General features: G+C 68.7%; 25 protein-coding genes. 11 read left to right on the top strand and 14 right to left on the bottom strand.

Annotated features, from left to right (window positions below):
- Positions 1-9 precede the first annotated feature (9 nt).
- The 4 genes from BN1193_RS15435 (at position 10) to BN1193_RS15420 (ending at position 3,784) form a co-directional block, all read left to right on the top strand.
- Positions 10-555, top strand: a complete 546-nt coding sequence (locus BN1193_RS15435; protein ID WP_230206525.1) for an NYN domain-containing protein — start codon at positions 10-12, stop codon at positions 553-555.
- 113 nt (positions 556-668) lie between these two features.
- Positions 669-1,832 (top strand): MalY/PatB family protein, encoded by a 1,164-nt coding sequence (locus tag BN1193_RS15430; RefSeq protein WP_040167780.1) that lies wholly within the window; start codon positions 669-671, stop codon positions 1,830-1,832.
- A gap of 22 nt (positions 1,833-1,854) precedes the next feature.
- Positions 1,855-2,154, top strand: coding sequence for a chorismate mutase (locus tag BN1193_RS15425; protein WP_040167778.1), 300 nt, complete (start codon positions 1,855-1,857; stop codon positions 2,152-2,154).
- 79 nt (positions 2,155-2,233) lie between these two features.
- Positions 2,234-3,784: a glycosyltransferase family 39 protein gene (locus tag BN1193_RS15420; RefSeq protein ID WP_052460860.1), complete on the top strand. Its 1,551-nt coding sequence runs from the start codon at positions 2,234-2,236 to the stop codon at positions 3,782-3,784.
- A 167-nt stretch (positions 3,785-3,951) separates the two neighbouring features.
- On the opposite strand, the gene BN1193_RS15415 is transcribed toward BN1193_RS15420, so the two are convergent.
- The 5 genes from BN1193_RS15415 to BN1193_RS15395 form a co-directional block, all read right to left on the bottom strand.
- On the bottom strand, positions 3,952-4,545 hold the full coding sequence (locus tag BN1193_RS15415) for a rhomboid family intramembrane serine protease (RefSeq protein WP_052460859.1): 594 nt from the start codon (positions 4,543-4,545) through the stop codon (positions 3,952-3,954).
- Between the two features lie 28 nt (positions 4,546-4,573).
- Positions 4,574-5,800: an MFS transporter gene (locus BN1193_RS15410; RefSeq protein WP_040167776.1), complete on the bottom strand. Its 1,227-nt coding sequence runs from the start codon at positions 5,798-5,800 to the stop codon at positions 4,574-4,576.
- Between the two features lie 56 nt (positions 5,801-5,856).
- Complete coding sequence (locus tag BN1193_RS15405; protein WP_094770572.1) at positions 5,857-7,536, bottom strand: alpha/beta hydrolase; 1,680 nt, start codon at positions 7,534-7,536, stop codon at positions 5,857-5,859.
- Between the two features lie 71 nt (positions 7,537-7,607).
- On the bottom strand, positions 7,608-8,624 hold the full coding sequence (locus BN1193_RS15400; RefSeq protein WP_040167771.1) for a DUF2804 domain-containing protein: 1,017 nt from the start codon (positions 8,622-8,624) through the stop codon (positions 7,608-7,610).
- Positions 8,621-9,874, bottom strand: coding sequence for an MFS transporter (locus BN1193_RS15395; protein WP_052460858.1), 1,254 nt, complete (start codon positions 9,872-9,874; stop codon positions 8,621-8,623). The genes BN1193_RS15400 and BN1193_RS15395 overlap by 4 nt, the downstream gene beginning before the upstream one ends.
- Before the next feature lie 150 nt (positions 9,875-10,024).
- Here BN1193_RS15395 and BN1193_RS15390 point away from each other — a divergent pair, with 150 nt between their 5' ends.
- The gene (locus BN1193_RS15390; protein ID WP_040167769.1) at positions 10,025-10,486 is read left to right on the top strand and encodes a DUF6892 domain-containing protein; all 462 of its coding nucleotides are present in this window, start codon (positions 10,025-10,027) and stop codon (positions 10,484-10,486) included.
- A gap of 1 nt (position 10,487) precedes the next feature.
- Here BN1193_RS15390 and BN1193_RS15385 read toward each other — a convergent pair whose 3' ends face one another.
- Positions 10,488-11,987: an MFS transporter gene (locus tag BN1193_RS15385; protein WP_195907881.1), complete on the bottom strand. Its 1,500-nt coding sequence runs from the start codon at positions 11,985-11,987 to the stop codon at positions 10,488-10,490.
- A 168-nt stretch (positions 11,988-12,155) separates the two neighbouring features.
- Between BN1193_RS15385 and BN1193_RS15380 the strand changes: the two genes are divergently transcribed.
- Together BN1193_RS15380 and BN1193_RS15375 are read left to right on the top strand one after the other, a co-directional pair.
- Positions 12,156-13,031, top strand: coding sequence for an AsnC family transcriptional regulator (locus BN1193_RS15380; RefSeq protein ID WP_040167764.1), 876 nt, complete (start codon positions 12,156-12,158; stop codon positions 13,029-13,031).
- A gap of 223 nt (positions 13,032-13,254) precedes the next feature.
- Positions 13,255-13,467, top strand: coding sequence for a hypothetical protein (locus BN1193_RS15375; protein WP_040167762.1), 213 nt, complete (start codon positions 13,255-13,257; stop codon positions 13,465-13,467).
- Here the strand turns inward: BN1193_RS15375 and BN1193_RS15370 are convergent.
- From BN1193_RS15370 to BN1193_RS15355, 4 genes are all read right to left on the bottom strand, one after another.
- Positions 13,424-14,143, bottom strand: a complete 720-nt coding sequence (locus BN1193_RS15370) for a hypothetical protein (protein ID WP_040167759.1) — start codon at positions 14,141-14,143, stop codon at positions 13,424-13,426. The genes BN1193_RS15375 and BN1193_RS15370 overlap by 44 nt on opposite strands.
- Positions 14,144-14,214: 71 nt before the next feature.
- A complete protein-coding gene (locus tag BN1193_RS15365; RefSeq protein ID WP_040167756.1) occupies positions 14,215-14,901 on the bottom strand; it encodes a hypothetical protein in 687 nt (228 codons plus the stop codon).
- Complete coding sequence (locus BN1193_RS15360) at positions 14,898-15,800, bottom strand: ABC transporter ATP-binding protein (protein WP_040167755.1); 903 nt, start codon at positions 15,798-15,800, stop codon at positions 14,898-14,900. The genes BN1193_RS15365 and BN1193_RS15360 overlap by 4 nt, the downstream gene beginning before the upstream one ends.
- Positions 15,797-16,180: a GntR family transcriptional regulator gene (locus BN1193_RS15355; RefSeq protein ID WP_040167754.1), complete on the bottom strand. Its 384-nt coding sequence runs from the start codon at positions 16,178-16,180 to the stop codon at positions 15,797-15,799. The genes BN1193_RS15360 and BN1193_RS15355 overlap by 4 nt, the downstream gene beginning before the upstream one ends.
- A gap of 429 nt (positions 16,181-16,609) precedes the next feature.
- On the opposite strand from BN1193_RS15355, the gene BN1193_RS15350 reads away from it, so the two are divergent.
- From BN1193_RS15350 to BN1193_RS15335, 4 genes are all read left to right on the top strand, one after another.
- Positions 16,610-18,082, top strand: a complete 1,473-nt coding sequence (locus tag BN1193_RS15350) for an HNH endonuclease signature motif containing protein (RefSeq protein ID WP_052460857.1) — start codon at positions 16,610-16,612, stop codon at positions 18,080-18,082.
- 86 nt (positions 18,083-18,168) lie between these two features.
- Positions 18,169-18,879 carry a Type 1 glutamine amidotransferase-like domain-containing protein gene (locus BN1193_RS15345; protein ID WP_040167753.1) on the top strand — a complete coding sequence of 237 codons (711 nt, stop codon included), beginning with the start codon at positions 18,169-18,171 and terminating at the stop codon, positions 18,877-18,879.
- A 46-nt stretch (positions 18,880-18,925) separates the two neighbouring features.
- Positions 18,926-20,269 carry an anaerobic C4-dicarboxylate transporter gene (locus BN1193_RS15340; protein ID WP_040167751.1) on the top strand — a complete coding sequence of 448 codons (1,344 nt, stop codon included), beginning with the start codon at positions 18,926-18,928 and terminating at the stop codon, positions 20,267-20,269.
- A complete protein-coding gene (locus BN1193_RS15335; RefSeq protein WP_040167749.1) occupies positions 20,266-21,375 on the top strand; it encodes an N-formylglutamate amidohydrolase in 1,110 nt (369 codons plus the stop codon). Before BN1193_RS15340 ends, BN1193_RS15335 begins: the two co-directional genes overlap by 4 nt.
- A 10-nt stretch (positions 21,376-21,385) precedes the next feature.
- On the opposite strand, the gene BN1193_RS15330 is transcribed toward BN1193_RS15335, so the two are convergent.
- From BN1193_RS15330 to purL, 4 genes are all read right to left on the bottom strand, one after another.
- Entirely contained in the window at positions 21,386-22,165 is a 780-nt protein-coding gene (locus tag BN1193_RS15330; RefSeq protein WP_040167748.1) for an alpha/beta fold hydrolase, read from the bottom strand.
- Between the two features lie 51 nt (positions 22,166-22,216).
- Complete coding sequence (locus tag BN1193_RS15325; protein WP_040167746.1) at positions 22,217-23,401, bottom strand: hypothetical protein; 1,185 nt, start codon at positions 23,399-23,401, stop codon at positions 22,217-22,219.
- Positions 23,402-23,464: 63 nt separating this feature from the next.
- Positions 23,465-23,629, bottom strand: coding sequence for a hypothetical protein (locus BN1193_RS18070; RefSeq protein ID WP_154670791.1), 165 nt, complete (start codon positions 23,627-23,629; stop codon positions 23,465-23,467).
- Positions 23,629-25,953 (bottom strand): phosphoribosylformylglycinamidine synthase subunit PurL, encoded by a 2,325-nt coding sequence (gene purL, locus BN1193_RS15320; protein ID WP_040167745.1) that lies wholly within the window; start codon positions 25,951-25,953, stop codon positions 23,629-23,631. The genes BN1193_RS18070 and purL overlap by 1 nt, the downstream gene beginning before the upstream one ends.
- Between the last annotated feature and the right edge of the window lie 17 nt (positions 25,954-25,970).

Below are 25,970 nucleotides of genomic sequence, written 5' to 3'. Positions count from 1 at the left end.
GAGGTCGGAATGACGACATGGGTGCTGGTTGACGGCGAGAACATCGATGCGACGCTCGGTGGCCAGATCCTGGGGCGTCGACCGCAGCCGGACGAGCGCCCGCGCTGGGATCGCCTGCTGTCCTTCGCCGCCCGCACGTGGAACCAGGAGGCGCGCGGCGTCTTCTTCCTGAACGCCACGACGTCCGTGCCGATGCCGTTCGTGCAGGCCCTGATGGCGATGGACTATCGCGTCGCGCTGCTGTCCGGTGCCGCCGACGAGAAGGTCGTAGACATGGCCATCGTCAAGACGATGAGCGCTCTGGTCGACCGCGACGACGCCGTGCTGCTGGTCAGCAACGACGGTGATTTCGTGGACGGTCTCGTCGAGCTCGCCGAGAGCGACCACCGGGTCGGCGTCGTCGGCTTCGACGAGTTCCGCAACCTCGCCCTGCGTGAGGTGCCCGGCATCGAGACGTTCGACCTCGAGTACGACGTGCACGCGTTCGACGCACCGCTCGAGCGCATCCGGGTCATCCCGATCGACCGCTTCGACCCGCTCGAGTTCCTGAGCTGAGTCCGGTCGCCGGAACCGGCCCCGTGAGCATCCCCGGCGCGGCCGGGCGTCCGCGATATGCGACAGGATGGATTCCGGACGACGTACGGCGGGAAACGGAAGAAGGAGCACGGGTGAGCGCTGCGGCGGAGTGGGACGCGATCGGAATCGAGCGGCTGCAGGAGGTCGGCAGCGTGAAGTGGTCGCGCTTCCCCGGCACGATCGGCGCGTTCGTCGCGGAGATGGACTTCGGCACCGCTCCGGTCATCGCTGACGCGATGAAGGCGTCCATCGACGACGGACTGCTCGGCTACCTCCCGGAGCCTCTGGAACAGCGCCTCCGCGCAGCCTGCGCCGCCTGGCAGCGCGACCGCTACGGCTGGGACGTGCCGGCGGAGAACGTGCGATCGATGCCGGACGTGCTCACCGTGCTGCGCGTCATGATCTCCCGCTACACCCCGCCCGGGTCGAAGGTCGTCGTGCCGACGCCGGCGTACATGCCGTTCCTCACCATCCCGCCGCTGCTCGGCCGCGAGGTCGTGCAGGTGCCGATGCTGCTCCAGGACGGGCGATACGTGTTCGACCTGGACGCGATCGACGCCGCGCTCGCGGACGCCGGCCTGCTGGTGCTCTGCAACCCGTACAACCCGCTCGGGCGCGTGTTCGAGCGCGATGAACTGCTCGCGCTCGCGGAGGTGGTGGAGCGTCACGGCGCGCGGGTGTTCTCGGACGAGATCCACGCCCCGCTGACGATGCCGGGCACCCGGCACGTCCCGTACGCGAGCCTGACCGAGGCGACGGCCGCGCACACGATCACCGCGACCAGCGCCTCCAAGGCGTTCAACATGCCGGGACTGCGCGCGGCGCAGGTGATCCTGTCCAACGCGGAGGACGCGGCTTCGTGGGACGACGCCGCGGCGGAGGCGTCCGGTGCGCACCCCAGCACGATCGGCGTGCTCGCCAATGCGGTCGCGTACGAGTCGGGCGGTCCGTGGCTGGCCGAGCTCGTCGACTACCTCGACGGCAACCGTCGCCGGTTCGGTGAGCTGCTGGCGGAACTGATTCCGGACATGGGCTACGTCGCTCCGCAGGGGACGTACATCGCCCTGCTCGACGCCCGCCGCCTCGGCATCGAGGGCAGCCCGGCGGACTTCTTCCGCGAGCACGCCCGGGTCGCCCTGACGGACGGCATCGCCTGCGGAGAGGCCGGTGAGGGGCACGTCCGCATCATCCTCGCGACGCCCCGTCCGATCCTGGAAGAGGCCGTCCGGCGGATGGCGGCGGCTCTGGCCCGATGAGCCGCGCCCGTATGCTGGAGCGATGAGCGAGCACGAGGACCCGACCGCCACCCTGCTGCGCCTGCGCGCCAGCATCGACAACATCGACGCGGCCCTCATCTACATGCTCGCCGAACGCTTCCGCTGCACGCAGCAGGTCGGTGTGCTCAAGGCCACGCACGAGATGCCGGCGTCTGACCCGAAGCGCGAGGAGAGCCAGATCGCTCGGCTGCGCAGCCTCGCCGAGGAGGCGCACCTGGATCCGGAGTTCGCGGAGAAGTGGTTCAACTTCGTCGTGGCAGAGGTGATCCGCCACCACACCGAGGCCGGCGCCCCCAGCTGAGCTGTGGCTTCGCTATGAGGCGGATCGCAATCCGCCCGGCGTACCCCGCGCGTTCATACGGCTCTCCTAACCTGATCTGGTGGTGTTCGAAGTTGCGACCGGAGGAATCCCGGTCAGGCGCACGCCGACCTACGGCACGCGATCCGCGCTGATCGCCGTCCTCGTCGTGGGAGTGGCGACCTTCGCCGTCACGCTCATCGGCTCGTGGATCCCGTCCCTCTGGGGCGATGAGGCCGCCTCCGTCCTCTCCGCGACGCGGCCGTGGCCGAGCCTGTTCGCGATGCTGGGGCGCATCGACGCCGTGCACGGCGTGAGCTACGTCATGATGCACCTCTGGGTGGACCTCTTCGGCTCCAGTCCGTTCTCGGTCCGGTTCCCCTCTGCGGTTGCGATCGGACTGTGCGCGGCCGCGCTCGCGTGGATCGGCTACCGCCTGCGCTCGATCGGGTTCGGTGTGCTCGCCGGCGTGTTCGCCGCGGTGAATCCCCGTCTCGGGTACGCGGGGATCGAAGCCCGCGCCTACGCGTTCGACGCCCTGTTCGCGACCCTCATCATCCTGGTCCTGTTGGAACTGCTGCGACGTCCGGATGACGGACGCGGGCGCCACGGCACGATGCCGTGGTGGGTGGGCTACGGTGCGCTCGTCGCGCTGACCACGGCCACCTTCCTGTATGCCGGCGCGATGGTCGCGGTCGTCGGCATCCTGCTCGTCGTCGCGCGACGCTTCCGTGCGCAGTGCCGGCGGTGGCTGGTGTCCTCGCTGATCGGTCTCGCGGTCGCCTCGCCGGTGGCGCTGCTCGGAGTCACGCAGACAGCGCAGATCGCATTCCTCGGCCAGGAGGACCGGGCGAATCTGAAGGCGCTGTTCATCGACATGTGGTTCGTCGACATCCCTTCGGCGATCATCGGGTGGACGCTCGTGCTGGTCGCCTTGATCGGCTGGTGGATCGCGCGCAAGCGGCAGCCGCGCCTGGGCGCGGAAGTGATCGGGGTCGTGTGGGCAGCGGTTCCGCTGGCCGCGGTGCTGGCGCTGAACATCGTCCACCCGGACTACACGCCGCGCTACCTGACCTTCGGCGCGCCGGCGATCGCGCTGATCCAGGCTGCCGGGATCGTGCGCCTGTGGAGCCTGCCGTGGGCGCGGTGGGGTCGGGTGCGCCTGCTTCCCATCGCCGCTCTGCTGGCGCTGGCAGTGATCGCCGTGCCGGCCTGGGCGGACCTGCGAACGCCGTACGCGAAGCGCGGGTCGGACTGGAACGAGGTCGCCGCGGTCATCGAGCAGGGCAAGCGGCCAGGTGATGCCATCGTGTTCCAGGAGAACACGAGTCCGTCCTGGCGGCCGCGCCTGGCCCTGGACACCAACCCGAAACCGTTCGCGGGACTGAAGGACGTGGGGCTGGTCACTCCGTACCAGGAGGCTCCGCTGTGGTTCGCCGAAACGCGATCGGTCGGGCAGGCTGAAGCCGCGGGGGCCTTCGATGGGGTGACCCGCGTCTGGGTGGTGCAGACGATCACCGGTCGACCTCGGACGGTGGGAACGGATGGCGTCGCCGACCTCGAGCGCGCCGGATTCACGCCGACCCAGCACGAGCGGCTGAACGTTTCGGACATCACCCTCTACACGCGCTGACGCTCTCCACACGTGTGAGTTATCCACAGCGGGGGTAGGGGATAACTCGAACATCTCGGCGAACGGGGCGCGGAATTACGCGGGTGTAGTTTCGTCCCCAGCTGTGGACAACGCTGTGGATGGATGACGTTAACGGACCGCGTTAACGACCGCGTTAACGTCCGCGCTCACGCGACGTGGCGTCGCGTCCGGCCGGCCGCGACCGCCGCGAGGACACCGCCGATGGCGCCGAACAGGTGCATCTGCCAGGACACTCCGGGCTGGCCCGGAAACACGCCCCAGAGGACACCGCCGTAGAGCAGCAGAACCCCGATGCCGACGACCACCTGCATCACGCGGCGGGTGAAGATGCCACGCAGGACGAGGTAGGTGACCCAGCCGAACACGAGCCCGGATGCGCCGATGTGCACGGAGCCGGACGCTCCGATCAACCACGTACCGGCGCCGCCGACCAGCCAGATCACGGTGGTCGCCCGCACGGCCGCGGCGGGCCCGGAGAGCATGACGACGAACAGCAGCACGAGGACCGGTCCGGTGTTGGCGATCAGGTGGGGGAACCCGGCGTGCAGCAGCGGCGCCCAGAGGATGCCGAGCAGTCCTTCCCCGGTACGTGGGCGGATCCCGAACTGGTCCAGCCGGTGGGCGAGCACCGTGTCGACGATCTCGCTGATCCACAGCAGCGCCACGAAGCCGACGCTCGTCAGCGCGGCGGTCGTGACGGTGCTGCGGGCGGGCTGCACGCTGTCGGAAGCGGTGGTCATAGCTCGATGCTACGAGGACGGGCTGAGGTCAGCTGAGCGCCGGGCGTCCGGTGGGTTCCCGACGCAGACGGATCGCCGCGATCGCCATCGCGAGGAGGACCATCGTCGCCACGGCGGCGACCACGCCCCACCAGCCGACGTCCTGGAAGGCGAGGCCGACAGCCCAGCCGAACAGACTCGATCCGCCGTAGTACGCGAGGTTGTACAGGCTCGATGCCTGTGCGCGGCCGGTGCGGACGAGAACCGGTACCCAGCCGGAGGCGGTGGCGTGGGCGGCGAAGAACCCGGCGGTGAAGATCAGCAGGCCGAGCACGACGGCGGGGAGCCAGTCCCAGGCGGTGACGATCAGTCCGGCGAGCATGAGGGCTGCGGAGCCCAGTAGCACCGGGTAGCGGCCGCGATCGTGTGCGAGCCGTCCGGACTGGGCCGAGGACCAGGTTCCGGACAGGTAGGCCAGAAACAGCAGGGACGAGATCGCCGCCGGGAGGAGGAACGGGGGAGCCTGCAGCCGGAACCCGAGGTAGTTGTAGACGGCGACGAACCCGCCCATCAGCAGTCCGCCCTGGCAGAACAGGGCGACCAGGCGCGGGTCACGAAGGCACGACCACAGCTTCCGGGCGAGCGGGATGTCCCGGTCCGAGCCGCGCACCACGGGTGTGAATCCGCGGGGAGCGGGCGCGAGGAGGAAGAAGACGAGGCCGGCGATCGCGGCGACGGCGGACACGACGAACATGCCCACCCGCCAGGTGAAGAACTCGCTCAGGGGCCCGGACAGGAGTCGCCCGCACAGGCCGCCGAGGGATGTGCCGGAGATGTACGTGCCGCTGGCGACGGCCGCGGCGAGCGGCGCGACCTCCTCGGCGAGGTACGCCAGGGCCACGGCCGGGATGCCGCCGAGCGCGAGTCCCTCGATGAAGCGGAGGACGAGCAGCGTCTCGAATGTGGGGGAGAAGGGCACCGTCAAGCCCAGGACGACGGCGGCGATGATGGCGACGCGCATCGTGGTGCGGCGTCCGCGCCGGTCGGCGACGCGGGACCAGGGGATCACCGCGATCGCGAGCCCCAGGGTCGCCATCGACACGGCGAGGGCCGCCTCGGACTCGCTGACGTGCTGGTCCACGGCGAGTTCGGGCAGGACGCCCTGCACCGAGTAGAGCTGCGAGAACGTGGCGACGCCCGCGGCGAACAGCGCGAGGATCATGCGCCGGTAACCGGCACTGCCCCGCTCGTGCCCCGTCCACACCGGTCCCGTCATCGCCCCTCAGCGTAGTCCGGGTCGCGCGCTCACCAGCCTGGGCTCTTCCAACGAGCTCAGAACCGCCAATAGGGCCCGGATGGCGTCGTCACCCGGCGCAGGTTAGGGCGGTGATCCGGGACGCTTGCACTGTCCTGCACGATGAACATGTCGGACTGAACCGCCGCGCAGTTCAGCACCGCTCCGTGTCGAAGCCGCGATGCGTCCACCGCGCTCGTTTCTATGCTGTCGATGCCGGTCAAAATTGTGGGTGGAGGCATCAGGCCCGCGCGATTTTGGCCATGAATGATCTTTGACATCAAAAGAGCGGTGTCACTGTCTGAACCGTACATAGTGGTCATCTGCGAGGTCCGGTGGAAGGAGCGCGCGTGGCTCAGGAATTCCTGGCGATCGATATCGGGGGCGCCTAGGAATATGTTTCTGATCGGCAGGTGAATCGAGGTGGCGGACTTAGATAAAGCCACGAGAGTTCGGAGGAAGAGCCGGCTGCCCAGGGAGTGCACGACGAGGTCGATATTGTCCAGATTGCCGAGTTGGCTGATGGTCGTTAGGAACGCCGCGAGCTGGTGCCGACTGAGATTCACAATCCGCTCGTCGTCTCGATAGCGAAAGATCTTCGCGTGGGATGGCCACGAGAAGACAGCGGTTGGGCCCGGGTGTTTGAGGTTCACGGAGAGCTGAGCCACGCTCGTTACCGCATCTGGGAATGACGTGTTGAATCCGTGCACCGAAACAAGCGCGGTGCGGCTGGACGCGCGCGCTAGTGCGTCGTTCAGTTCGCGCGAGAATTCCCTTTCGCTTGGGAGGCGGAAAGTTCGCGCGATGTGTGGTCGAGTTCTGTGCGACGAACTGAGACCGAACCATCCGGCGACGACTCGAGTGATGCCGCCCGTGGCGTCTTCGATTTTGGGAATCACGACGTCACACCGCCCGTAGTGGAGAGTACGGTCCGGAATGCTCGTGAAGCCGCTTTGTGGATCCCTCGAGATCTTTGGCGATCGGTTGGTGGCGAACCAGACTCGAATCTTCGCGCCGTCGCCGTCGCCGTCGCCATCATCGAACTCGTCGTCGCGGGCGTCTCGAATGGGTGTGAGGACTGTGGCTCCGCCAGCATCACTCCGAGTGCCTCGGACGTGTGAGGTCTCGCGGCCCGCGACGAGGGTCGCCACTGAAGTGGCCATCATCTTCGCCTGGACTACACGGGTCGTGCCGACGAGGCCCTCGGGCGGCTGCGGAATCGGGTCTGCGTCGATGCCGCCAGCGGTTAACGCAAGCATGGCGTCCCAGATGCGGGTAGCGCGCAGCGCTTCGACCCCGAACCCGAATTTGCTGCTGGCCCCCAAGGCGTCGAGAGCGTCGGCCGCAGCATGCCAGCCCTCGCGGCGTGACAACGTGCGTTCCAGCTCGGCCCTAGTCGCGAGCAGAATTGACTCCGCCCCGGGATCGGGCGAGGAGGTGCGGGCGACACTAGCTATCACGACGGCACAGGCCAGGATGTCATCTGGTAATGCTTTTGATGCCGCGACATCGGTAATGGCGATTGTGAATCTTACCTTCGCCATTGAGGCGCGTGGTCGTGTCGCCGCTGCCGCAAGGTAGCGGAGGATTTCATTTGCGAGCCGGGAGATGAGTCCCCCGAGTCTCTCCTCACGCGCCGTGAAGCTCGATGCAGTTGTAAGAAGTGAGCCTACTTCTTCGGGCGTATACGCTCGCTCGTCGGATCCCCCGGGTTCCATATGCGGAGCCTAGTGGTTGGTGCCTGCCAGCCATCCCGTCATCGCCCCTCAGCGTAGTCCGGGTCGTGTGCTCACCAGCGGTTGTGGACGTCCTCGGCCCAGCCGTCGAGGGCGGACACGGTGATCCACTCGCCGTCGTCGGTGCGGAGGCGTCCGGCGTAGGTGCCGAAGCACTGGTGCGTTCGGGAGCGAACGATGAGCAGGTTCGTGCTGGCCGCGCGGTCGAAGTAGGGCGTGAAGGTCAGGTCCATCCGATCGTTGTGGATGCGCCAGGGGGCCAGGAAGTCGGTCGGGTCGAACTCCCACTCCAGGACGTTCGCCACCTTCTGCACCCGACCGTCCACGGTGAAGCCGTTCGGGGAGATCCCGTCCCGAACCGCGCGCTCGCCGCCCCCGCCGAGTTGCAGTCCGATGCGCCGTCCGTCGTCGGAGAAGCCGCCACCGGCGCCCCAGTTCCAGTCGGTCCGGTACGCCGCGCGGGCGCGGGCGTGATCGAGCACACCCCACGCGGTGTCCGGCTCGATGCGGTGCGTGACCCCGTCGACGGTGAGGGTGCCGACGATCGGACGATCCGGGTCCTTGACCGTGTAGTCCGCCAGGAACGGGCTGAACGGTGCCGCCGTGCCCATCTGCTCGTGGCCGGGTCGTGTCTCGGCCAGCACGTCGACGGACACTCGCGGCGCGGTGCCGCGCAGACGCGTCCCTGCCGCCGACTCGGTGAACTCCAGCGAAACCCTGCGGCCGCGTGAGCGCGACGGCCCCTCGCCGCTCGAGCCGGGCATGCTCACGCCGCGACTGAGCGGGCTGATCTCGAAAGTGTCGATCTCCTCCTCAGTCGCCCGATCCAGGACCCACACCTGGCGCACGTTGGCGTAATCGAGTGCGCCGATCGTCAGCGCGAAGCAGTGCGTCGGCGTGACGACGCCCCAGTACTCCCACCGTTTGTTGCGACCCCAGCCGTACAGTCCGCGCCCGATCCCGGACGTGTCATGCTGCTGATGCCGGGTCCATCCGGTGGCCGCCGGGTTCGCCCGGCCGTTCGGCAGCAGCAGCGGGACGGGTGCGGTGAGCTCGTGCTCGGAGCTCACTTCACGCTCCGGATCGGCAGCACGGTCGCCGCGCCCAGGAGGGCGAAGATGATGCCGGCGACGAAGATCGCGGCGTATCCGCCGGCGAACGTGATCAACAGACCCGCGATGGCGGGAGTGAGCGCTTGCGGCAGGGCGGTGGCGATGTTGAGGATGCCGAGGTCCTTGCCGGCGGCGTCCGTGGATGGCAGCACCTGCGTCATCAGCGCAGAGTCGACGCTCATGTAGATGCCGTAGCCGACACCGAAGACGGACGCGAGGGCGAACATTCCGGCAAGGCTCGGCATCAGGAGCGGGATGACGAGCGAGCAGGCCATGATGATCGACGCGACGATGACCCACTTCTTCCGCTTTCCGGTGCGGTCCGACACGCGGCCGATGAAGTAGGTCGTCACCAGCGCCCCCACCAGCATGAGGGCCGTGATCGGCGTGGACAGCGCCGTCGAGTCCGCGTTCGACAGGCCGACGTAGTCGCGCAGGATGTAGAGCAGGTAGGACTGCACGGACTGGTAGGCGAGGATCAGGAAGAATCGCCCGGCGAAGGCCCACCAGAAATCCGGGAAGCGCTTCGGGCTCACCCAGAAACCGGCGAAGAATGACCGCCAGGAGAACGGCGGACGCGGCATGTCCACCGTGGAGAGGTCCCGGTTGAAGACGACGTAGAGGATGCAGACCAGGAGGAACCCGACGCCGAACGCGCCGTAGCCGATGCCGAGATTCGCCGTCGCGAATCCGGCCAGCGCGACACCGGCGCCCATACCGACGAACACGCCGAGCGCGACGACGGCGCTGGCGACGCCGAGACGGCCCTTGGCGAAGTGGTCCGGAACCTGCGCGCCGACCACCGTGGCGACGGAGTTCACGCACAGCATCATCAGCACCCAGTACAGGCAGAGCAACCAGATGCTCGCCGCGCCCGCCAGCAGCACCATGAAGAGCACACTCGTCGCGGCCGCGCCGATGATCCACGGCGCTCGGCGCCCGAGGCGGCTCCGGGTGCGATCGGACAACGCCCCGACCAGGGGATGGATGATGATCGTCGCGATGGACGACGCCGTCATCAGAATCGCGAGGTTGGCGACCTTGTTGGCCGGGTCGATGTCCTCCACCTGATTGGGGATCAGGATGACGATGAACGCCGAGTAGATCGTCAGGATGGCGGCGTTCGCCAGGAACAGCCAGGTCAGCAGTCGGCGCTGCGGGGCGGCGGACACCTGCGTCGGCAGGGTCCCATCGGCCGTGGTGCTCACGGCGCTCCTTTCCCGCGTCGTCGCGGAGAGGGGCCCTCCGGGAAGAGGGCCATTTCGGGTTGTCTCGAACTGTAGACCCGTCCGTTCGCCGACGCACGTCTGAAACGCCTCCGCGCGCGCCGCCGGCGCACCGCGGGGGAGAATGGCCCGATGGGACTGCGTGACCTCTTCCGTCGGGACCCGTCGCGGGTGCCCACCCCGTCGCCGGGTCCGCCCCCGTCACAGCCGACGGGCGGGGTGCGGTTCCGCTCCTTTCCCCTCAAGCTCGCGGTGCTGCAACGGCTGATGTACGACGAGGGTGCCGTGCTTCCCGCCTTCACGATGCCGCCCGCCCTGCACCCGGGTGCCGCGGTCACCGACTGGTTCCGCGGCTTCCCGATCCCCGAGGAGCACGCTGCGGTCGTGACGGACCTGCGCTTCTCCCGCGCCGCCGAGGTGTACCGCCAGCTCGATCCGACCGCCGACGCCACCGACGGGCGGTACGACCTCACCGCACTCCCGGCCGCGGATCTGGAAGCGCTGCCCGCCCTGCGTCGGGTGACGGACCCGGACGGGATGATCGCCGAGCCGGTCCGCGATCTGCTGCGGGCGCGGGGGATCGTCGTGGACTGATTCAGTCCGCTCGGCGACGTCGGGGTGAGGCGAGGAAGAGGCTGAGTGCGGTGACGACCGCGGCCGCGCCGGCGGCGACCAGCAGGATGACCGTGAACGCCGTCCAGTCCGGCACCTGTCGGTCCTCCGCTTGGGTGACGGAGTGCAGGGTGACGGAGACGGTGACCGCTGCCGCGATCGCGACACCGAGCAGGCGCAGCGACTGGTGCCGTCCGAGCACAGCGCCGGCGGCCGCCGCGGAGGTGACCTCATTCACGATCATCGGGACCGCTGCGGTCGCGAGAGCGACGCCGATGGCGGTCAGGACGACCCAGACGAGGGCGTACAGCTCGGTCGGCGAGACCGTGACGCGCAGGATGAGTCCGACCAGGGACGTGACACCGCCGACGACCAGCACGCGCGATGGCCGGAAGCGGTCGGCGATCACCGCGCCGAGCGGCGCGACGAAGAACATCACCGCGGCGAGAAGCACGAGCGTCAGCGCCGGGGCCAGCACGCTCAGGTGCAGCGGTCCGAACTGCTCCTCCTGCAACTGCAGCGCGGTCACCAGCGCATTCGCCAGCACGATGAAGCCGAGCAGCAGCGCCACCGCGTGCAGGGCGAGGACGCGCGACAGGGTGATCGCACCGGGTGCGGCGCGACGGGCGCGCGCGTCCGCCACCGTCGTCACCACCCACGCCAGGACGGTGACCCCCACCAAGAGCAGGAAGCCGGGCGAGGTCCACCCGGTGAGCGCGCCCATGATCGTGCCGACCACCGCCGTCACGGTCGTCAGCGTGAACATCGAAACGCGCAGGACCTGCGGCCGTGCGCGGTTCCGCTCAGCGCCGGTCGGCACGCAGAACGGGATCGCGATCAGCAGCAGCACGCTCGCCGCCGCGCTGATCAGGAAGATCGGACGCCACCCGAGCGCCGGGAAGGCGGCCGTGGTCAGCGGGATCCCGAGCACCCCACCGACACCGATCGCCGCCCCGGCGGCCGCGATCGCGATGTTGCGCCGCCGGGTCGGGACGAAGTCCCGGATGGCCGCGAACAGCACCGGCACGACGGCCGCACCGATGCCCTGCAGCGCGCGGCCGAGGAGCACGGTGGTCAGCTCCGCGACGTAGCCCTGCCCGAGCGGTCCGACCACGGAGCCGAGGATCAGCGCGGAGACGCAGACGACGATGACCGGTCGCCGGCCGAACCGGTCGGACAGGGCCCCTGCTGTCGGCGCGGCCGCCGCCGTCAACAACCAGGTGAGCGATGCCGCCCAGGCCGCTCCCACCGGATCCGCGGAGGGTCGGGGCCCGAACTGCGCGAGGACGATCGGCAGCGCCAGGGTGTGCTGCAGAGCCGCGAAGAGTCCGAGGACGCTCGCGAAGACGATCAGACCGGTCGCACCGCCGACGACCGGGACCGGGTCGGACTGCGTCGAGATGTGGGCGGTTGCTCGCGTGGGGCCACCCTCGGGTTCGCCGGACGGCCGATCCCGCGGTTCCTCGACGATGAATTCGGGCACGCGCAGTCCCTTCTCGCACACAGGGGTGCTGTGCGCATCATGGAGTGCAGTCGGCATTCCGTGAAAGAGAGCTGCAGTGATCAAGCGGCACGGTCTTCTGTGGTGCAGGAATAAACCGGTAGCATCGCCTCATGCGCCGTCGGGGGACGGTGCCGGGGAGACGGGGACATGGACGACGTTGATCATGGGATCGTCGCCGCGTTGCGTCAGAACCCGCTCATGAGTCTGCGCGAGCTGGGTGAGACCACGGGTACGAGCGCGCGTACCGCGCAGCGACGGCTCGAGGCCCTGCGCGTTTCCGGAGCGGTCCGCGTCGTCGCTCGCGTGCATCCGTCCTTCGAGGGGCGTTCGGCGTGGATCGTGCGTCTGGGGGCGGAGCCCCGTCATGCGGATGCGATGGCTGCGGCGCTCGCGGCGTGGCCGCGTGCCCGTTGGGTGCGGACGGCGCGGGACGGCGGCGAGATCACGGCCGGGGTGCTGTCGGCCGCGCGCAGTCGCGAGTCCATCCTGGCGACGCTGCCGCCGGACATCCCGGTGAACGACTATCGGGCCGCGCAGATGCTCACGGTGTGGAACGAGGAAGCTCGCCTGACGGTTCCGCGGCCGCCGCGGCCGCTGGACGAACTGGATCGACGCCTGATTCAGCTGCTCGGCATCGACGGCCGGGCGGAGGCGCCCGCGCTGGCCGCAAAGCTGGGCGTTGACGCCAGCACCGTGCTCCGGCGCCGGCATCGCCTCGCCGACGAGCAGGTGATCGCGTACGTCGTCGACGCCGACCCGGACCTGTTCGACGGACACATCGATGCGCTGCTGTGGGTCCGGGTCGCACCGCGTTCCGTCCGGCGCCTGGGCGAACGGCTCGGGGCGCACCCGCAGTGCCGGATGGCGACCGCCACCAGTGGCGACTGGAACCTGCTGGTCAGCATCGTGGTGAACTCGAACGAGGAACTGCTGGACTTCGTGGTTCGCGAACTCGACGATCCCGACGTCCGCGACGTCGAGATCGTGCCGGGCGGTCGGACGCACAAACGCTTCAGCGCCTGACGAGAGTCCGGTCGCGGGCACGGGATGACGACGATCGGCACCACGGCGCAGACGAACACGATGACCGTCCACCCCAGCAGGTCTCGCGTGGGTGCAACGCTACGCCCGGGCCGCGGTCCGGGGCCTCCCTCGTGCGGGGAAGATTTCTCACGCGCCGACGCGCGGCCGCCGCGTGCTCCGCACCGTACGATGCTCACGAGGGCAGTGCGGGACGGAGGAGGCGATGATCGGACGGATCGTGGCGGGCGTGCTGGCGCTGGCCGGTGCGGTGTTGATCGTGGTCTGGGTCGTGATGCTGTCGAGCCATGGGTGGACCGGCGTCGCGGGCCGGACGGGCCTGGTCGAGGTGCTGGTGTTCAGCGGCGGAATCGTGTGCCTGGTGGTCGCCAGCGTCATCCCGCTGGTGGGGTCGCGCCGGTCGCAGGACCCGGAGTGATCTCCTTGCCGACCTTCGTCTCCAGGATGGTCACCGCCTCCGGGGACAGCACGATCAGTCCGTCGATCTCGTCCCGGACGCGTCGGTAGGCGAGCTGACGCTCGGCGTTCGTCGCCGACGTGTCCACTGCGGTCTTCAGCAGCTGCCGGGCGCGGTCCAGGCGTGAGCGTTCGTCCGCGGTGAAGTCGGCGTCTCGGATGCGGCGGGCGTCCTGTTCGGCGATGTCGAACTTCACGGCGTAGTCCGTCACGGCGTCGCGGTAGGCCGTCATCTGCTCCGACGTGAGCTTCGCGTCCGCGGATCGCGGACGCAGGCTGTCGGCGGTCCGCTTCGCGCGGAGGAAGGCGGCGGTGAGGTCACGCCGTCCATCGCTCATCGCGGGGAACGCGATGAGTTTGGCGACGTCCAGTTCGTAGTCGAGCCAGCGCCCGGTGACCTCGTCGTGCTCTGCCATGACGCGGGCGAGCTGGTCGTCGTCCGAGACCGGTGGGGTGAGTGCATCCCGCTGGGTCGACTCGACGGCCGGTTGCTGCTGCGCCTGCAGCTGCATCCGCTGCATCTCCAACTCGTGCTTGTACTTCGCCTGACGCAGCCGACCCGCCTGGCCGCGGTTGATCACACCGACCACCATTCCGGCGATCGGGATGAGCACCCACCATGCGTTCCACCATTCCACGAGGTCAGCCTATGTCCCCGCGGCGGTACCGCGTCGATCATGGCGGGATCGGGGCGCCACGTGAAGCGTCCTCACGGGGTCGCGCGCCGCAGCGGGAGATAGATCAGTGCGGCCAGGACGACGACGGCGGCGAGCCCGTACAGCGCCAGACCGAGTGCGCTCGTGTTCGCGAACCACGTCCAGATCGAGCCCCAGGCTTCGAGCTTGGTGATGAGGAAGACCGCGCCGACCAGCACGAGGCCCAACACCAGGCTCGCGCTCACGAGCGCCGTCACACCCCAGCGCCGGTACACGGTCGCGCCGAGGAACCCCAGCAGGAACAGCAGCGAGCTCAGGACGAACCAGATCAGGAAGGCGATCACGGGACCCTGGGACCAGATCCCCGGGATCCGGAACATCACGCCGTTGCGCCACCAGCCGCCGGTGGCCTCTTCCAGTCCTGCCATCACGGTGAACAGCAGGGCGACGGACGCGGTGGTGATCCCGGCGACCAGCAGGGTGCCGAGGTAGAAGTGCTTGCGCGTGATGCTCATCGCCTGGGAGAACGGGAAGTTCAGCGACATGGCCTGCACGCCGACGCCGGTCAGATACCAGATGACGGCCTGGACGGCGCCGCTGTACTTCGGTCCGTCGCCGGGGATCACGAAGAAGATCGCGAGGTTGAGCAGGAAGGTTCCCACGAAGATGATGGCCGGGATGCCGATGAACGTCATCCGGCTGAGGTTCTGCAGGCGCGCGGCCTGGATCACGTGCTTCATGAGGCGACCTCCGTCGCGGTGTGCGCGGCCTCGTCGCGCTGCGTGAGGCGGACCACGAGCTGCTGCAGCGACACCGGTGCGACCTCCAGGTCGGCGTCGGCGAGGCGCGCACGGTCGTCCGCGGTGAGGGTGCCGAGCACCGTGGCCGAGGTGACCCGGCCGAGGCTCTCGGTGTGGAGGATCTCCCGGCCGGCGGCGAAACGCTCGACGGCCGTGGAATCACCGACGATCGTGACAGCGCGGCCGCGCAGGTCATCGGCCGAGGCATCGATGATGACGCGCCCCTCGTCCAGCACGATGACGTGCTCGAGCAGGTTCGCGACCTCGTCGATCAGGTGGCTGGACAGCACGATCGTGCGGGGGTGCTCGGCGTAGTCGGCGAGCAGGCGGTCGTAGAAGATCTGCCGGGCCACGGCGTCCAGACCCAGGTACGGCTCATCGAAGAACGTGATCTCGGCGCGGGCGGCCAGCCCGATGATGACGCCGACCGCGGACAGCTGCCCGCGGGAGAGCTTCTTGATGCGCCGCTTCATCGGCAACCGGAACTCACGGACGAGATCGTCGGCGAGGCTCTGGTCCCAATCCTCGAAGCACATCGCGGCGGCGGCGAACGCGTGGCGCGGCGTGAACGCGTCCGGGTAGCGCTGGCTCTCCCGCACGAAGCACATGCGGCTGAGCACGCGGGCGTTCTCGTACGGCTGCTCGCCGAACACCTGCACGTCGCCGGACGTGGCGAAGTTCTGCGCGGTGAGGATGGACATCAGGGTGGACTTGCCGGCACCGTTGCGGCCGAGCAGTCCGTAGATGACGTTCTCATCCAGGTGGAGGGACACATCGTCCAGGGCGACGGTCTCCCGATAGGCCTTGGTCAGGCCGGTGACGTCGATGACGGAGGTCACTGCGGATCCTTTCGAGTCTTCGCGCTCGTGGCGCGGGAGCGGATGAGGGCGGCGAGGTCGTCAGCGGAGAGCTCGAGCTTCCCGGCCTCGAGGAGCAGCGGGTCGACGAACCGTTCCGCGAACGCGTCCCGTCGCTCGGCGAGCAGCACATCGCGTGCGCCCTCGGCGACGAACATCCCGATGCCGCGGCGCTTGAGGAGGACACCCTTGTCGACGAGCATGTTCACTCCCTTCGCGGCGGTGGCCGGATTGATGCGGTGGAAGGTGGCGAGTTCGGTCGTGGACGGCGCCTGCGCACCCTCGGGCAGCGTGCCGTCCACGATCGAGTCCTCGACCATCTCGGCGATCTGCACGAAGAGCGGCTTGCCTTCCTCGATCACACGACACCTCCGGTGCTTTGGTTAGTTACTCGACTAATGAACCACCGAACCGGCGTGATGTCAAGCGGAGTTTGCGCTCATGTTGGATGAGGGTTTTGGTTGTCGGAGTCTCGAATGTTCGTTCTTTTGGGTGCATTGGGGATCGGCTCGCGATTCGGGGGTGGTCCGGTTCAGGACGCTGGGGAGGGCCGAGTCCGTCAGGTGGTTCGGATTCCGACAGCGGCTCACGTTTACGGTTGCGATTCCGCGGATCTGTGTCGGGTCTTTGGGTTGACGCGAGGTGTGTGCTGGTGGCCCGGGATGGTTGCGGGAGAGCGGTGGGCGGGGGCTGGATGAGGTCGGGGTGAAGCGTGCGTAGTGTCGACGAGATACTACGGAAAACGCACTGAGTCTGGTAACTATGTTCCCCTGCGGTGGGAGAATGGGGGCATGACATCAGACACGAACACCCCGGGGCGGGGCTCGGACGCGCGGTTGCGGGTCCTGGTCGCGGACGTCGTGCGGGTGCGGGCGGAGATCGCCCGGTTGCAGGCGCGGGACGCGTCCCTGTGCGCCGCGGTGCTGGATGTCGCGCAGGCGCGGGCCGAGGGGGCCGGCGGGTCCGGGCGGGAACATGACCTCACCGTCCGGGACGTGTCCGCCGAGCTCGGCACCGCCCTGCGGGTCAGCGACCGGGTCATTCAAAGCCAGCTGTCGGACGCGTTCACCCTGGTGCACCGGTTCCCCCTCACCCACGCGGCTCTCGCGGGCGGGCGGATCAGTCTGGCTCATGCTCGGGCCATCATCGAGGCGGGGTGTCCGATCGAGGACGAAACCCGGCGGGGACGGTTCGAGGCCGAAGCCGTCCCGATCGCCGAGGCCGAATCGACCGCACGGTTGCGGCGCCGGATCGCGATGACCGCGGACGCCGCCCGCACCGACAGCATCAACGAACGCCACCAGGCCGCCCGGGCGGCCCGGTGTGTGGAGGTGCGGGACGGGGAGGACGGGATGAGCGACCTGTACGCCCATCTACCCACTGTGGAGGCCCACGGCATCGCCGACCGCCTGCACGCCACCGCCCGCCGCATCAAAAACCGCCGCAAGACGGGTGGTCGCGAGGCCACCGCCACCGTGACCGTCGCCCCTGACGGCACGGACAGCGGTGACGGCACGGGCAAGAACCTCGAGCGGGATGAGCGGACGTTGGCGCAGATCCAAGCCGACGTGTTCGCCGACCTCCTGCTGACCGCCGACCCGACCGCCGCCGGCGACGGGCTCACCGGGATCCGCGCCCACGTGCAGGTGAACATCCCCGTCAGCATCCTCACCACCACCACCACGGAGGGCGAGGGCCCTCCCACCGGTGGTCTTCCTGGTGTGGCGGAGTTGGTCGGGCACGGCCCGATCGACACCGAAACAGCCCGTGCCCTGGCGGGCAACGCTCCCGGATGGGACCGCCTGTTCGTGAACCCGACGACGGGGCATGTGTTGGAAATCGACCGGTACCAGCCCTCCGCCGACCAACGCCGGATCCTCCGGGTTCGGGATGAGCACTGCCGATTCCCCGGATGCCGGTACCCCGCGATCCGCTCCGATGCGGATCACACCATCGACGCCGCCCACGGTGGGCCGACCGCGATCAGCAACCTCGGCCACTTCTGCCGCAGACACCACACCCTCAAACACCACACCAGATGGAAAGCCGACAACCTCCCCGGCGGACTCATCCGCTGGACCAGCCCCCTCGGCGTCACCTACATCGACAAACCACCCCGCACCGTCGTCTTCCCGAGGGCCCATGCCCCTTCTGACCCCCCTCCCCGGTCGATCAGAATCCGGATGCGCATCACCGCGCGACAGCAGCCTTCGGGTGCGGACGGGACAGGCCGAGCGCAAGGCCGGCTGGAAACTGCGGGATGACCGGGTGCAAAGTCGCGCAGTCTGGGGGTCTTCCTCCGTAGCCCGTGACCTTCCGAGCCCCCGAGGCCCGCGGCTAGCGTGACGGCATGGTGCATATCGTCGCGACCGGAGCGGGCAAGGTCATGATGGATCGGCGGACCGATCCGACCCACGCGTACGTCCTCGAGCTCACCGGGAAGCAGCGACCACGTGTCCTCTTCCTCGGCACCGCGACCGGGGACCGGCCGGATTACATCCTGAGCTACTACCAGACCTTCGACGCCGACCGCTGCGCTCCCCACCACCTGCCGCTGTTCGCCCGGGATCGCGACGATCTCACCGACTGGATCACCGGTTTCGACGTCATCCACGTCGGCGGCGGCAACACCGCGAACATGTACGACGTCTGGCACCGCCAGGGCGTGGACACCATCCTGCGGGACATGTTCGCGGACCCGGCGAACACCGACGTCGTCTTCACCGGCGGCAGCGCGGGCGGCATCTGCTGGTTCGAGGGCGGTACGACCGACAGCTACGGCCCCACACTCCGACTGCTCCCGGAGGGACTCGGTCTCGTGCCGGGCAGCTTCTCGCCGCACTATGACGCCGAGGACCAGCGGCGTCCACTCGTGCACGGCGCACTGCTCAGCGGTGAGCTCCCCGCCGGCTGGGCGTGCGGCAACCTCGACTCCCTGCACTTCGACGGCACCGCGTTCGTCGAGGCGGTGAGCACGGCGCCGACCCCCCTGGCGCTGCGGCTCGACGTCGTCGACGGCGAGGTCGTCGAAACACCCCTGGACGTGCGCACGCTGACGTGACAGCGTCCGGACGCCCCGGCATCCCTGACCCCCCGACAGGAGCAGCATGGACATCCTCATCCTCATCCTCGAACTGCTGGTGGTGGTCGGCGCCATCTTCATGGGCACCCGGACCAGCGGAATCGGCCTCGGTACGTGGGGACTGGTCGGCACCGCGATCATCGTCTTCGTGTTCCAGCAGGCCCCCGGCGCGGCCCCCGTGGACGCGGTCTTCATCGTCCTCACCGTGGTGACCGCCGCCAGCGTGATGCAGGCAGCCGGCGGAATCGACTGGTTGGTGTCGATCGCGGCGAAGGCGATCCGGTCCAATCCGAAGATGGTGACGTTCGCGGCACCGTTCTTCTCGTTCATCTTCACGGTCGGCGCCGGCACCGGAAACATCTTCTACCCGCTCATCCCGGTGATCTACGACGTGGCGTATCAGCAGCGGATCCGGCCGGAGCGTCCGCTGGCCGTGGCCGCCGTCGCCTCTCAGGTCGGCATCATCTGCTCGCCGGTGTCCGCCGCCGTCGCCTCCATGGTCGTCCTTCTGGTGCCCCACGGATTCCAGATCGGGTCCCTCCTGGCGATCATGTGGCCGGCCTCGATCGTCGGCCTCGCCGTGGCTGCACTGGTGATGCTGCGCAAGGGCAAGGACCTCGACGACGATCCGGAATTCCAGCGTCGGTTGGCGGACGGCCGCATCGAACCACCCGCCGACACCGCGGTGCAGGTGCCGAAGACCGGACCGATCTCCGCGGTGATCTTCCTCATCGGCGTGCTCGCGATCATCGCATTCGGCTTCTTCGACGTCCTGCGCCCGGTCATCGAGACCGCGGACGACGGCACCGTCTCCCGAGTCAGCGTCGCGGTCATCATCCAGGTCGTGATGGGTCTGGTCGCCGGACTGATCTTCCTGATCTGTCGCGTCCCCGCCGCGAACGTGCCGAAGCAGTCCACATTCCCGGCCGGTGTCGTCGGCGCGATCGCCCTGTTCGGCATCGCCTGGCTCGCGAACACGTTCGTCAAGGCCAACGAGCCGCTGATCGTCAACGGCCTCGGCTCCCTCGTCGCCGGGACGAGCGCGTTCCTAGGCGCGCTGATCTTCGCCCTCGTGCTGTTCCTGGTCGCGATGCTCACCACCAGCCAGTCGTCCGCGACCAACGCGATCGTCCCGATCGGGCTCACGATCGGCCTGACCGCGTCCACGATCGCGGGGCTGTGGCCGGCGGTGATGGGCATCTACGCCCTGCCGGCGAACGGCTCTCAGGTCGCGACGGCCGGGTTCGACCAGACCGGCACGACGACGCTCGGCAAGTACGTCGTGGACCACTCCTTCCAGCTGCCGAACCTCGTGTTCATCGTGACCGCGTGCGTCGTCGGTACGATCCTGGCAACGTTTATCTCATGAGCGGTCTGCGACTGATTCCGACCGGCACAGTCTTCGCGCCGGAGGACATCACCTTCTGGTTCGGCAAGGACAGTGGGCGAACTCTGGATGAGGCGATCCGCGAGGCGAGCATCCTGGTCACGACGCCGCACGGCGGTTCGGCGCTGCCCGCGGAACTGCGGGAGTTCGTCGTCGAGGACTACACCGAGCGGCTGCAGTTGGATTACACCGACTGCACCACGGCGCCGATCTGCCGCGCCTGGGCGGCGATCGATCCCGCGGTCCTCTATGTGGAGAACCCGCACCCGCGGCTGGTCCGAGACCCGAACCGGGCTCGGCCCGAGAACGTCGCAGGCGACCTGCGCACCGCGATCGAGCGCGTCCGGGCCGCGGGGCCGGACCGACCCGTGGACCTCACCGGAGTGGACGCGATCCGCCCGGTCGCCTTCTCCTTCGCGCCGGTGCTCGTGATTCCGGACCAGGACGAGGAGCTGACTCGCCTCACGGAGACCTTCGCCGCCGTGGCTGCCCACGGCCTGGACGTGTACGAGCGAACGCGAGACACCCTGCGGGCGGCCATGTTCGCGGCGGCGTTCGAGCGCACCGGCTCCGCCCGCGCGCTCTGGCACCTGGCCTTCCACGACACGATGAACACGACCGCCCGGCCCGATGGGGCGATTGTCGGCGTCCGCGCTCCGGCGGATCGACTGCCGGAGGTCGTGTCATTGAGCAACCGCGGCGACGCGTCCGGCGACCGGCGCGTGGAGGACCCGGTCGTGACGATGCTCCCGGAGGACATCCGTGCACTCGCCATCGGCTACCGCGACGGATTCGATGTGGAGCTCGCGGACGACGTGGCGCTCAATCAGCCGTATCTCGGCAGTCAGGAGATCATCGAGTCCGGGGCGTTCTTCGATGCCTGGCGCGGGCGGGCGCACGCCGCGGGCGTGCGATCCGGAGCGGTCCAGGCCGAGTTCCTTCGCGAGTATCTCCTCGGTGCCGCGGCGACCGCCGTCCTGCACGAGCCCGGCACGGACTGGCCGGCTCCCGACGCCGCCCACGTCCTCACCCTCGCTGATGCCTGCCGGGATTCGTGGTCCGCATTCCGTTGGATGCACGAGGAGTGAGGGGGCGGGGTCAGAGGTGTGCGGCGAGGAAGGCGACGCCGGTGGCGCGGAAGTCCCGGGACCCGGGCGCGGTGACGTGGTTCCGACCCGGGATCTCGTAGAACTCACCCGCTGACAGCACGCCGGCGAGCGTGCGGGAGTCGCCGAGGATGGGGTCTTCACTTCCGGTCGCGATGAGCGTGGGCTGAAGCGGTGGCGTGTGGACCGGGGGAATGTCATCGTGCAGCCGCAGGCCCTCGGCGAGCGCGAGCAGCGCCCGCAGATCGTTGCTCGGCAGGCGGGACGCGAGCGTGACGTAGCGGCGGGTGATCGCGTCCGGGATCGGCGTGCCGTGATCGAGGTGGGCGCGGGCTTCGGTGAGGTCCAGTCGCCGCAGCGGTCGACCGTCCGGGATGCCACCGAGCACGCCGTGCGTGATGTGTTCGGGCGCGGTGCCCATCAGCTGCCAGCCGACGCGGCCGCCCAGCGAATAGCCGAGGTACGCCGCCTCCTCGACGAGGTACGTGTCCAGCACCGCGATGAGGTCGGTGACCATGGCGGGCATGCTGTAGTCGCTCGGTTCGTGCGGCTTGTCACTGGCGCCGTGCCCGCGCTGATCCACGGCGAGCACACGGAACCCGGCGTGCAGGAGCTCGCGGATCCATCCGGTGTCGAGCCAGTTGTCGCGCGCGCTGGACGCGAAGCCGTGCACAGCGAGCACGGTCGGATCGCGCTCGTCGCCCCAGGAGTAGGTGGCGATGCGGAATCCCTCCGCCGACATCACGTACTGCGGCGCGGGCATCTCGATCATCGAACTCACCCCTCCATCCTGCCCCCACCCTTGCTGGAAGGTGGGAGCGAGTCAGGAGCCGGCGGGGAGGTAGACCGTGCTGGTCTCGCCCGGGCTCTGGTGCACGATCACGCCGTCGAGGATGGAGAACCCGGAGCTGCCGCCCGGAATCGAGGCGATCTCCCTGCCCTTACCGTCGAGGAGCACCATGCCGGCACCGGACTTCTCGGCCAGCAGTGCCGAACCGTCCGTGGCGACGCCGTCCACCATGTACCCGTCCGGCAGGCTCTTCCCGGACTGGACGAGGACCGTGTCCTTCTTCGAATAGGCGTAGACCGGCTTGCCCTTCTGCGTGACGCCGTTCACGCGCCACTGCTCGAAGTCCTTCAGCGGGTACAGCGCGCCCCGCGGCTCCGCCGGCGCGGACGCCCCCTCGACCTTCTTCAACTCCTTGCCGGAGAAGTCGTACAACGGACGCGCTGACGCGCCGTCCATCGAGAATGAGCCATCCGAGGTCGCGTACCCGTCCGTCGCCCAGAGGACTTCCTTGGCCGACGTCGTCCACCCGGTGCGCGCCACGGTGACAACGCCCGTCTTGGCGTCGACGACGGTGTAACCGGCCGACGTCTCCTCGCAGCCGATGTGCGTGCCGAGCAGCGTGCACTCATCCGCCGCCTCGGACGGCTGCTCCCAGGTGATCTTCCCGGAACCGTCGAAGGCGAACAGGCCGACCCGCCCGTCGGCAGTGCCCTGAACATAAGTCAGCCCGTTCGCCTCGCCCAGCGCCCGGAAGTTGCGGATCTCGCTCGGGGAGTCGTAGAGGAGCGTGTCCTTCCCGGTCGGGATGTCGAGCTTGTGGAGCCGGGAGTGGAAGGTCCCGTCCGGGTCGATCGAGTTGCTGACCAGGTAGGTGTACGAACCGGGCACGACGAAGAGGCTGCAGCTGCCCGCCATCGACCAGACGTCCTTCTTCGTCTTGACATCTGTTCCGATGGTCTTCGTGCTGCCGTCGTCTGCGACGGACCAGCGGACGACCACTCCGTCCGAGAAGCCGCACAGCGAGTCCTGTGTCTCGTACTTCTCGCCGAGGCCGTCCGCGTAAGCCGGGTCCATCCAGATCCCCGGATCTCCCTGGGGAGAGTACGACAGGGCCGTGAAATCCGGTGTCCCCTCCAAGAGCGAACAACCCGACAGTGTGAGTGCGGCGGCGGTCGCCAGTGCGGCGATGGCGGCGACGCGCGTCGATGTGCGATGCATCACTTTCCCCTCAGACGTGATGCGGACAGCCTATGCTTCGGGAGGCTCAGACCTGCGTAGGCGTCAACCGAAAAGCAGTGCGAAGACCGTGGCACCGCCACCGGTGAGGATGAGGGCTCCGATCACCACCCACGCGACGAAGCGCGTACGGCGTTGGCGCCGCTCCCGCCGCGGATCTGGGTCGTCGTCGGCGAACTCGAGCTCCGGAGGAATCCCGTTGCCGGTCATCACGCGTCCCGAGCGACCACGTCGCCGAAGACGTCCGGCAGCGTGGAACCGTTGACCTCGCGCAGCTCGGACACCGAGAACGTCGCGATGTCCTGGATCTCCAGGGTCGGCTCGATGTCGCTGACACCGATGCGCATCACCGGGATGTCGCGACCGTCGCACAGTCCGCGGAAGCGGACGTCCTCCTCGCGCGGCACCGAGACGATGACGCGACCGGTCGACTCGCTGAACAGGGCGGTGACGAAGTCCACGCCGTCGCGCTCGGTGATCTCGGTCAGCCACACGCGAGCGCCGACGCCGAAGCGGGTGACGGCGTCGATCAGCGCCTGCGCGAGTCCTCCCTCGGACAGGTCGTGCGCGGAGGAGATCAGGCCCTCCAGGGCACCGGCGCGCAGCGTCTCGCCGAGGCGCTTCTCGAAACCGAGGTCGACCACCGGCGGGCGTCCGCCGAGGTGGCCGTGCACGGTGGCGGCCCACTCCGAGCCGCTGAGCTCTTCGCGCGTGGTGCCGAGCAGGTACAGGTTCTCGCCCGCGTCCTGCCAGCCGGACGGAATGCGCCGGGCCACGTCGTCGATGATGCCCATCACGCCGACCACCGGGGTCGGGAAGATCGGGGTGTCGCCGGTCTGGTTGTAGAAGGACACGTTGCCGCCGGTGACCGGGATGCCGAGCTCGACGCACGCGTCGGCGAGACCGTCGGTGGTCTGGCCGAACTGCCACATCACCTCGGGGTTCTCCGGGGAGCCGAAGTTCAGGCAGTCGGTCACCGCGGCCGGAACCGCGCCGGTGACGGCGACGTTGCGGAACGCCTCGGCGATCGCGAGCTGCGCACCCGCGTACGGGTCCAGCTGGCAGTAGCGGCCATTGGCGTCCGTCGCGATCGCGAAGCCGAGACCGGACTCTTCGTCCACGCGGATCATGCCGGCGTCATCCGGGAAGGACAGCGCCGTGTTGCCGAGAACGTAGTAGTCGTACTGGTTGGTGATCCAGGACGGGTCGGCGAGGTTCGGGGACGCGGTCACGGCGAGGATCTGCTCGCGCAGCGCCTCCACCGAGTTGTCGCGCGGCAGCGCCTCGGCGACGTCCTCGCGCAGGGCGTCGATCCACGTCGGGTACGCGACCGGACGCTCGTACACCGGACCGTCGACGGCGACCGTGGACGGGTCGACGTTGACGATCTCCTCGCCGTGCCAGAAGATCTGCAGACGGCCGTCGCCGGTCACCTCGCCGAGCACCGAGTACTCGACGTTCCACTTGTCCAGCACGGCGGTGAAAGCGTCGAGCTTCTCCGGAGCGACGATGGACATCATCCGCTCCTGCGACTCGGACATCAGGATCTCTTCCGGCGTCAGGGTGGGATCGCGCAGCAGCACGCCCTCCAGGTCCACGCGCATGCCGGACCCGCCGTTGGCGGCGAGCTCGCTCGTCGCGCAGGAGATGCCGGCCGCGCCGAGGTCCTGGATCGCCTCGACGAGCTCACCCTGGTACAGCTCGAGGCAGCACTCGATGAGCACCTTCTCCGCGAACGGGTCTCCGACCTGCACCGCGGGGCGCTTGGTCGGTCCTCCATCGGCGAACGTGTCCGAAGCGAGGATGGACGCGCCGCCGATGCCGTCGCCACCGGTGCGGGCGCCGAACAGGACGACCTTGTTGCCGGCACCGGTGGCGTTGGCGAGCTTCAGGTCCTCGTGGCGCAGGACACCGACCGCGAGGGCGTTCACCAGCGGGTTGCCCTGGTAGACGGCGTCGAACACCGTCTCGCCGCCGATGTTCGGCAGGCCGAGGCAGTTGCCGTAGAAGGAGATTCCGGACACGACGCCGTGCACGACGCGTGCGGTGTCCGGCTCGTCGATCGCGCCGAAGCGCAGCTGGTCCATGACCGCGACGGGGCGCGCGCCCATCGAGATGATGTCGCGGACGATTCCGCCGACACCGGTCGCCGCACCCTGGAAGGGCTCGATGTAGGAGGGGTGGTTGTGGCTCTCCACCTTGAACGTGACGGCCCAGCCCTCACCGATGTCCACCACGCCGGCGTTCTGACCCATGCCGACCATCAGGCGCTCGGTCATCTCCGGGGTGACCTTCTGGCCGAACTTCTTCAGGTAGATCTTCGAGCTCTTGTAGGAGCAGTGCTCGGACCACATCACGGAGTACATCGCCAGCTCGCCCGAGGTGGGGCGGCGGCCGAGGATCTCGCGGATCTTGGCGTACTCGTCGTCCTTCAGCCCCAGCGCGCCGTACGGCTGGTCACGTTCGGGGGTCGCGATCGCGTTCTCGACGGTGTCGGCGACAGGACGGGCGGTGGATTCTGCGGCGGAAGTCACGCGGCTGCACTCCAGGA

The organism is Microbacterium gorillae (genome assembly GCF_000826185.2).
In the GTDB taxonomy this organism is placed as follows: Bacteria; Actinomycetota; Actinomycetes; order Actinomycetales; family Microbacteriaceae; genus Microbacterium; species Microbacterium gorillae.
This window is presented reverse-complemented; position numbering and strand designations above follow the sequence as displayed.

Bases quoted from the DNA above. Each gene is read 5' to 3' on its own strand.
- BN1193_RS15435 (WP_230206525.1), top strand. From the start codon at position 10: ATGACGACATGGGTGCTGGTTGACGGCGAGAACATCGATGCGACGCTC.
- BN1193_RS15425 (WP_040167778.1), top strand. From the start codon at position 1,855: ATGAGCGAGCACGAGGACCCGACCGCCACCCTGCTGCGCCTGCGCGCC.
- BN1193_RS15415 (WP_052460859.1), bottom strand. From the start codon at position 4,545: ATGACCACCGCTTCCGACAGCGTGCAGCCCGCCCGCAGCACCGTCACG.
- BN1193_RS15410 (WP_040167776.1), bottom strand. From the start codon at position 5,800: ATGACGGGACCGGTGTGGACGGGGCACGAGCGGGGCAGTGCCGGTTAC.
- BN1193_RS15405 (WP_094770572.1), bottom strand. From the start codon at position 7,536: ATGGAACCCGGGGGATCCGACGAGCGAGCGTATACGCCCGAAGAAGTA.
- BN1193_RS15390 (WP_040167769.1), top strand. From the start codon at position 10,025: ATGGGACTGCGTGACCTCTTCCGTCGGGACCCGTCGCGGGTGCCCACC.
- BN1193_RS15380 (WP_040167764.1), top strand. From the start codon at position 12,156: ATGGACGACGTTGATCATGGGATCGTCGCCGCGTTGCGTCAGAACCCG.
- BN1193_RS15375 (WP_040167762.1), top strand. From the start codon at position 13,255: ATGATCGGACGGATCGTGGCGGGCGTGCTGGCGCTGGCCGGTGCGGTG.
- BN1193_RS15365 (WP_040167756.1), bottom strand. From the start codon at position 14,901: ATGAAGCACGTGATCCAGGCCGCGCGCCTGCAGAACCTCAGCCGGATG.
- BN1193_RS15350 (WP_052460857.1), top strand. From the start codon at position 16,610: ATGACATCAGACACGAACACCCCGGGGCGGGGCTCGGACGCGCGGTTG.
- BN1193_RS15345 (WP_040167753.1), top strand. From the start codon at position 18,169: ATGGTGCATATCGTCGCGACCGGAGCGGGCAAGGTCATGATGGATCGG.
- BN1193_RS15340 (WP_040167751.1), top strand. From the start codon at position 18,926: ATGGACATCCTCATCCTCATCCTCGAACTGCTGGTGGTGGTCGGCGCC.
- BN1193_RS15335 (WP_040167749.1), top strand. From the start codon at position 20,266: ATGAGCGGTCTGCGACTGATTCCGACCGGCACAGTCTTCGCGCCGGAG.
- BN1193_RS15330 (WP_040167748.1), bottom strand. From the start codon at position 22,165: ATGATCGAGATGCCCGCGCCGCAGTACGTGATGTCGGCGGAGGGATTC.
- BN1193_RS15325 (WP_040167746.1), bottom strand. From the start codon at position 23,401: ATGCATCGCACATCGACGCGCGTCGCCGCCATCGCCGCACTGGCGACC.
- BN1193_RS18070 (WP_154670791.1), bottom strand. From the start codon at position 23,629: ATGACCGGCAACGGGATTCCTCCGGAGCTCGAGTTCGCCGACGACGAC.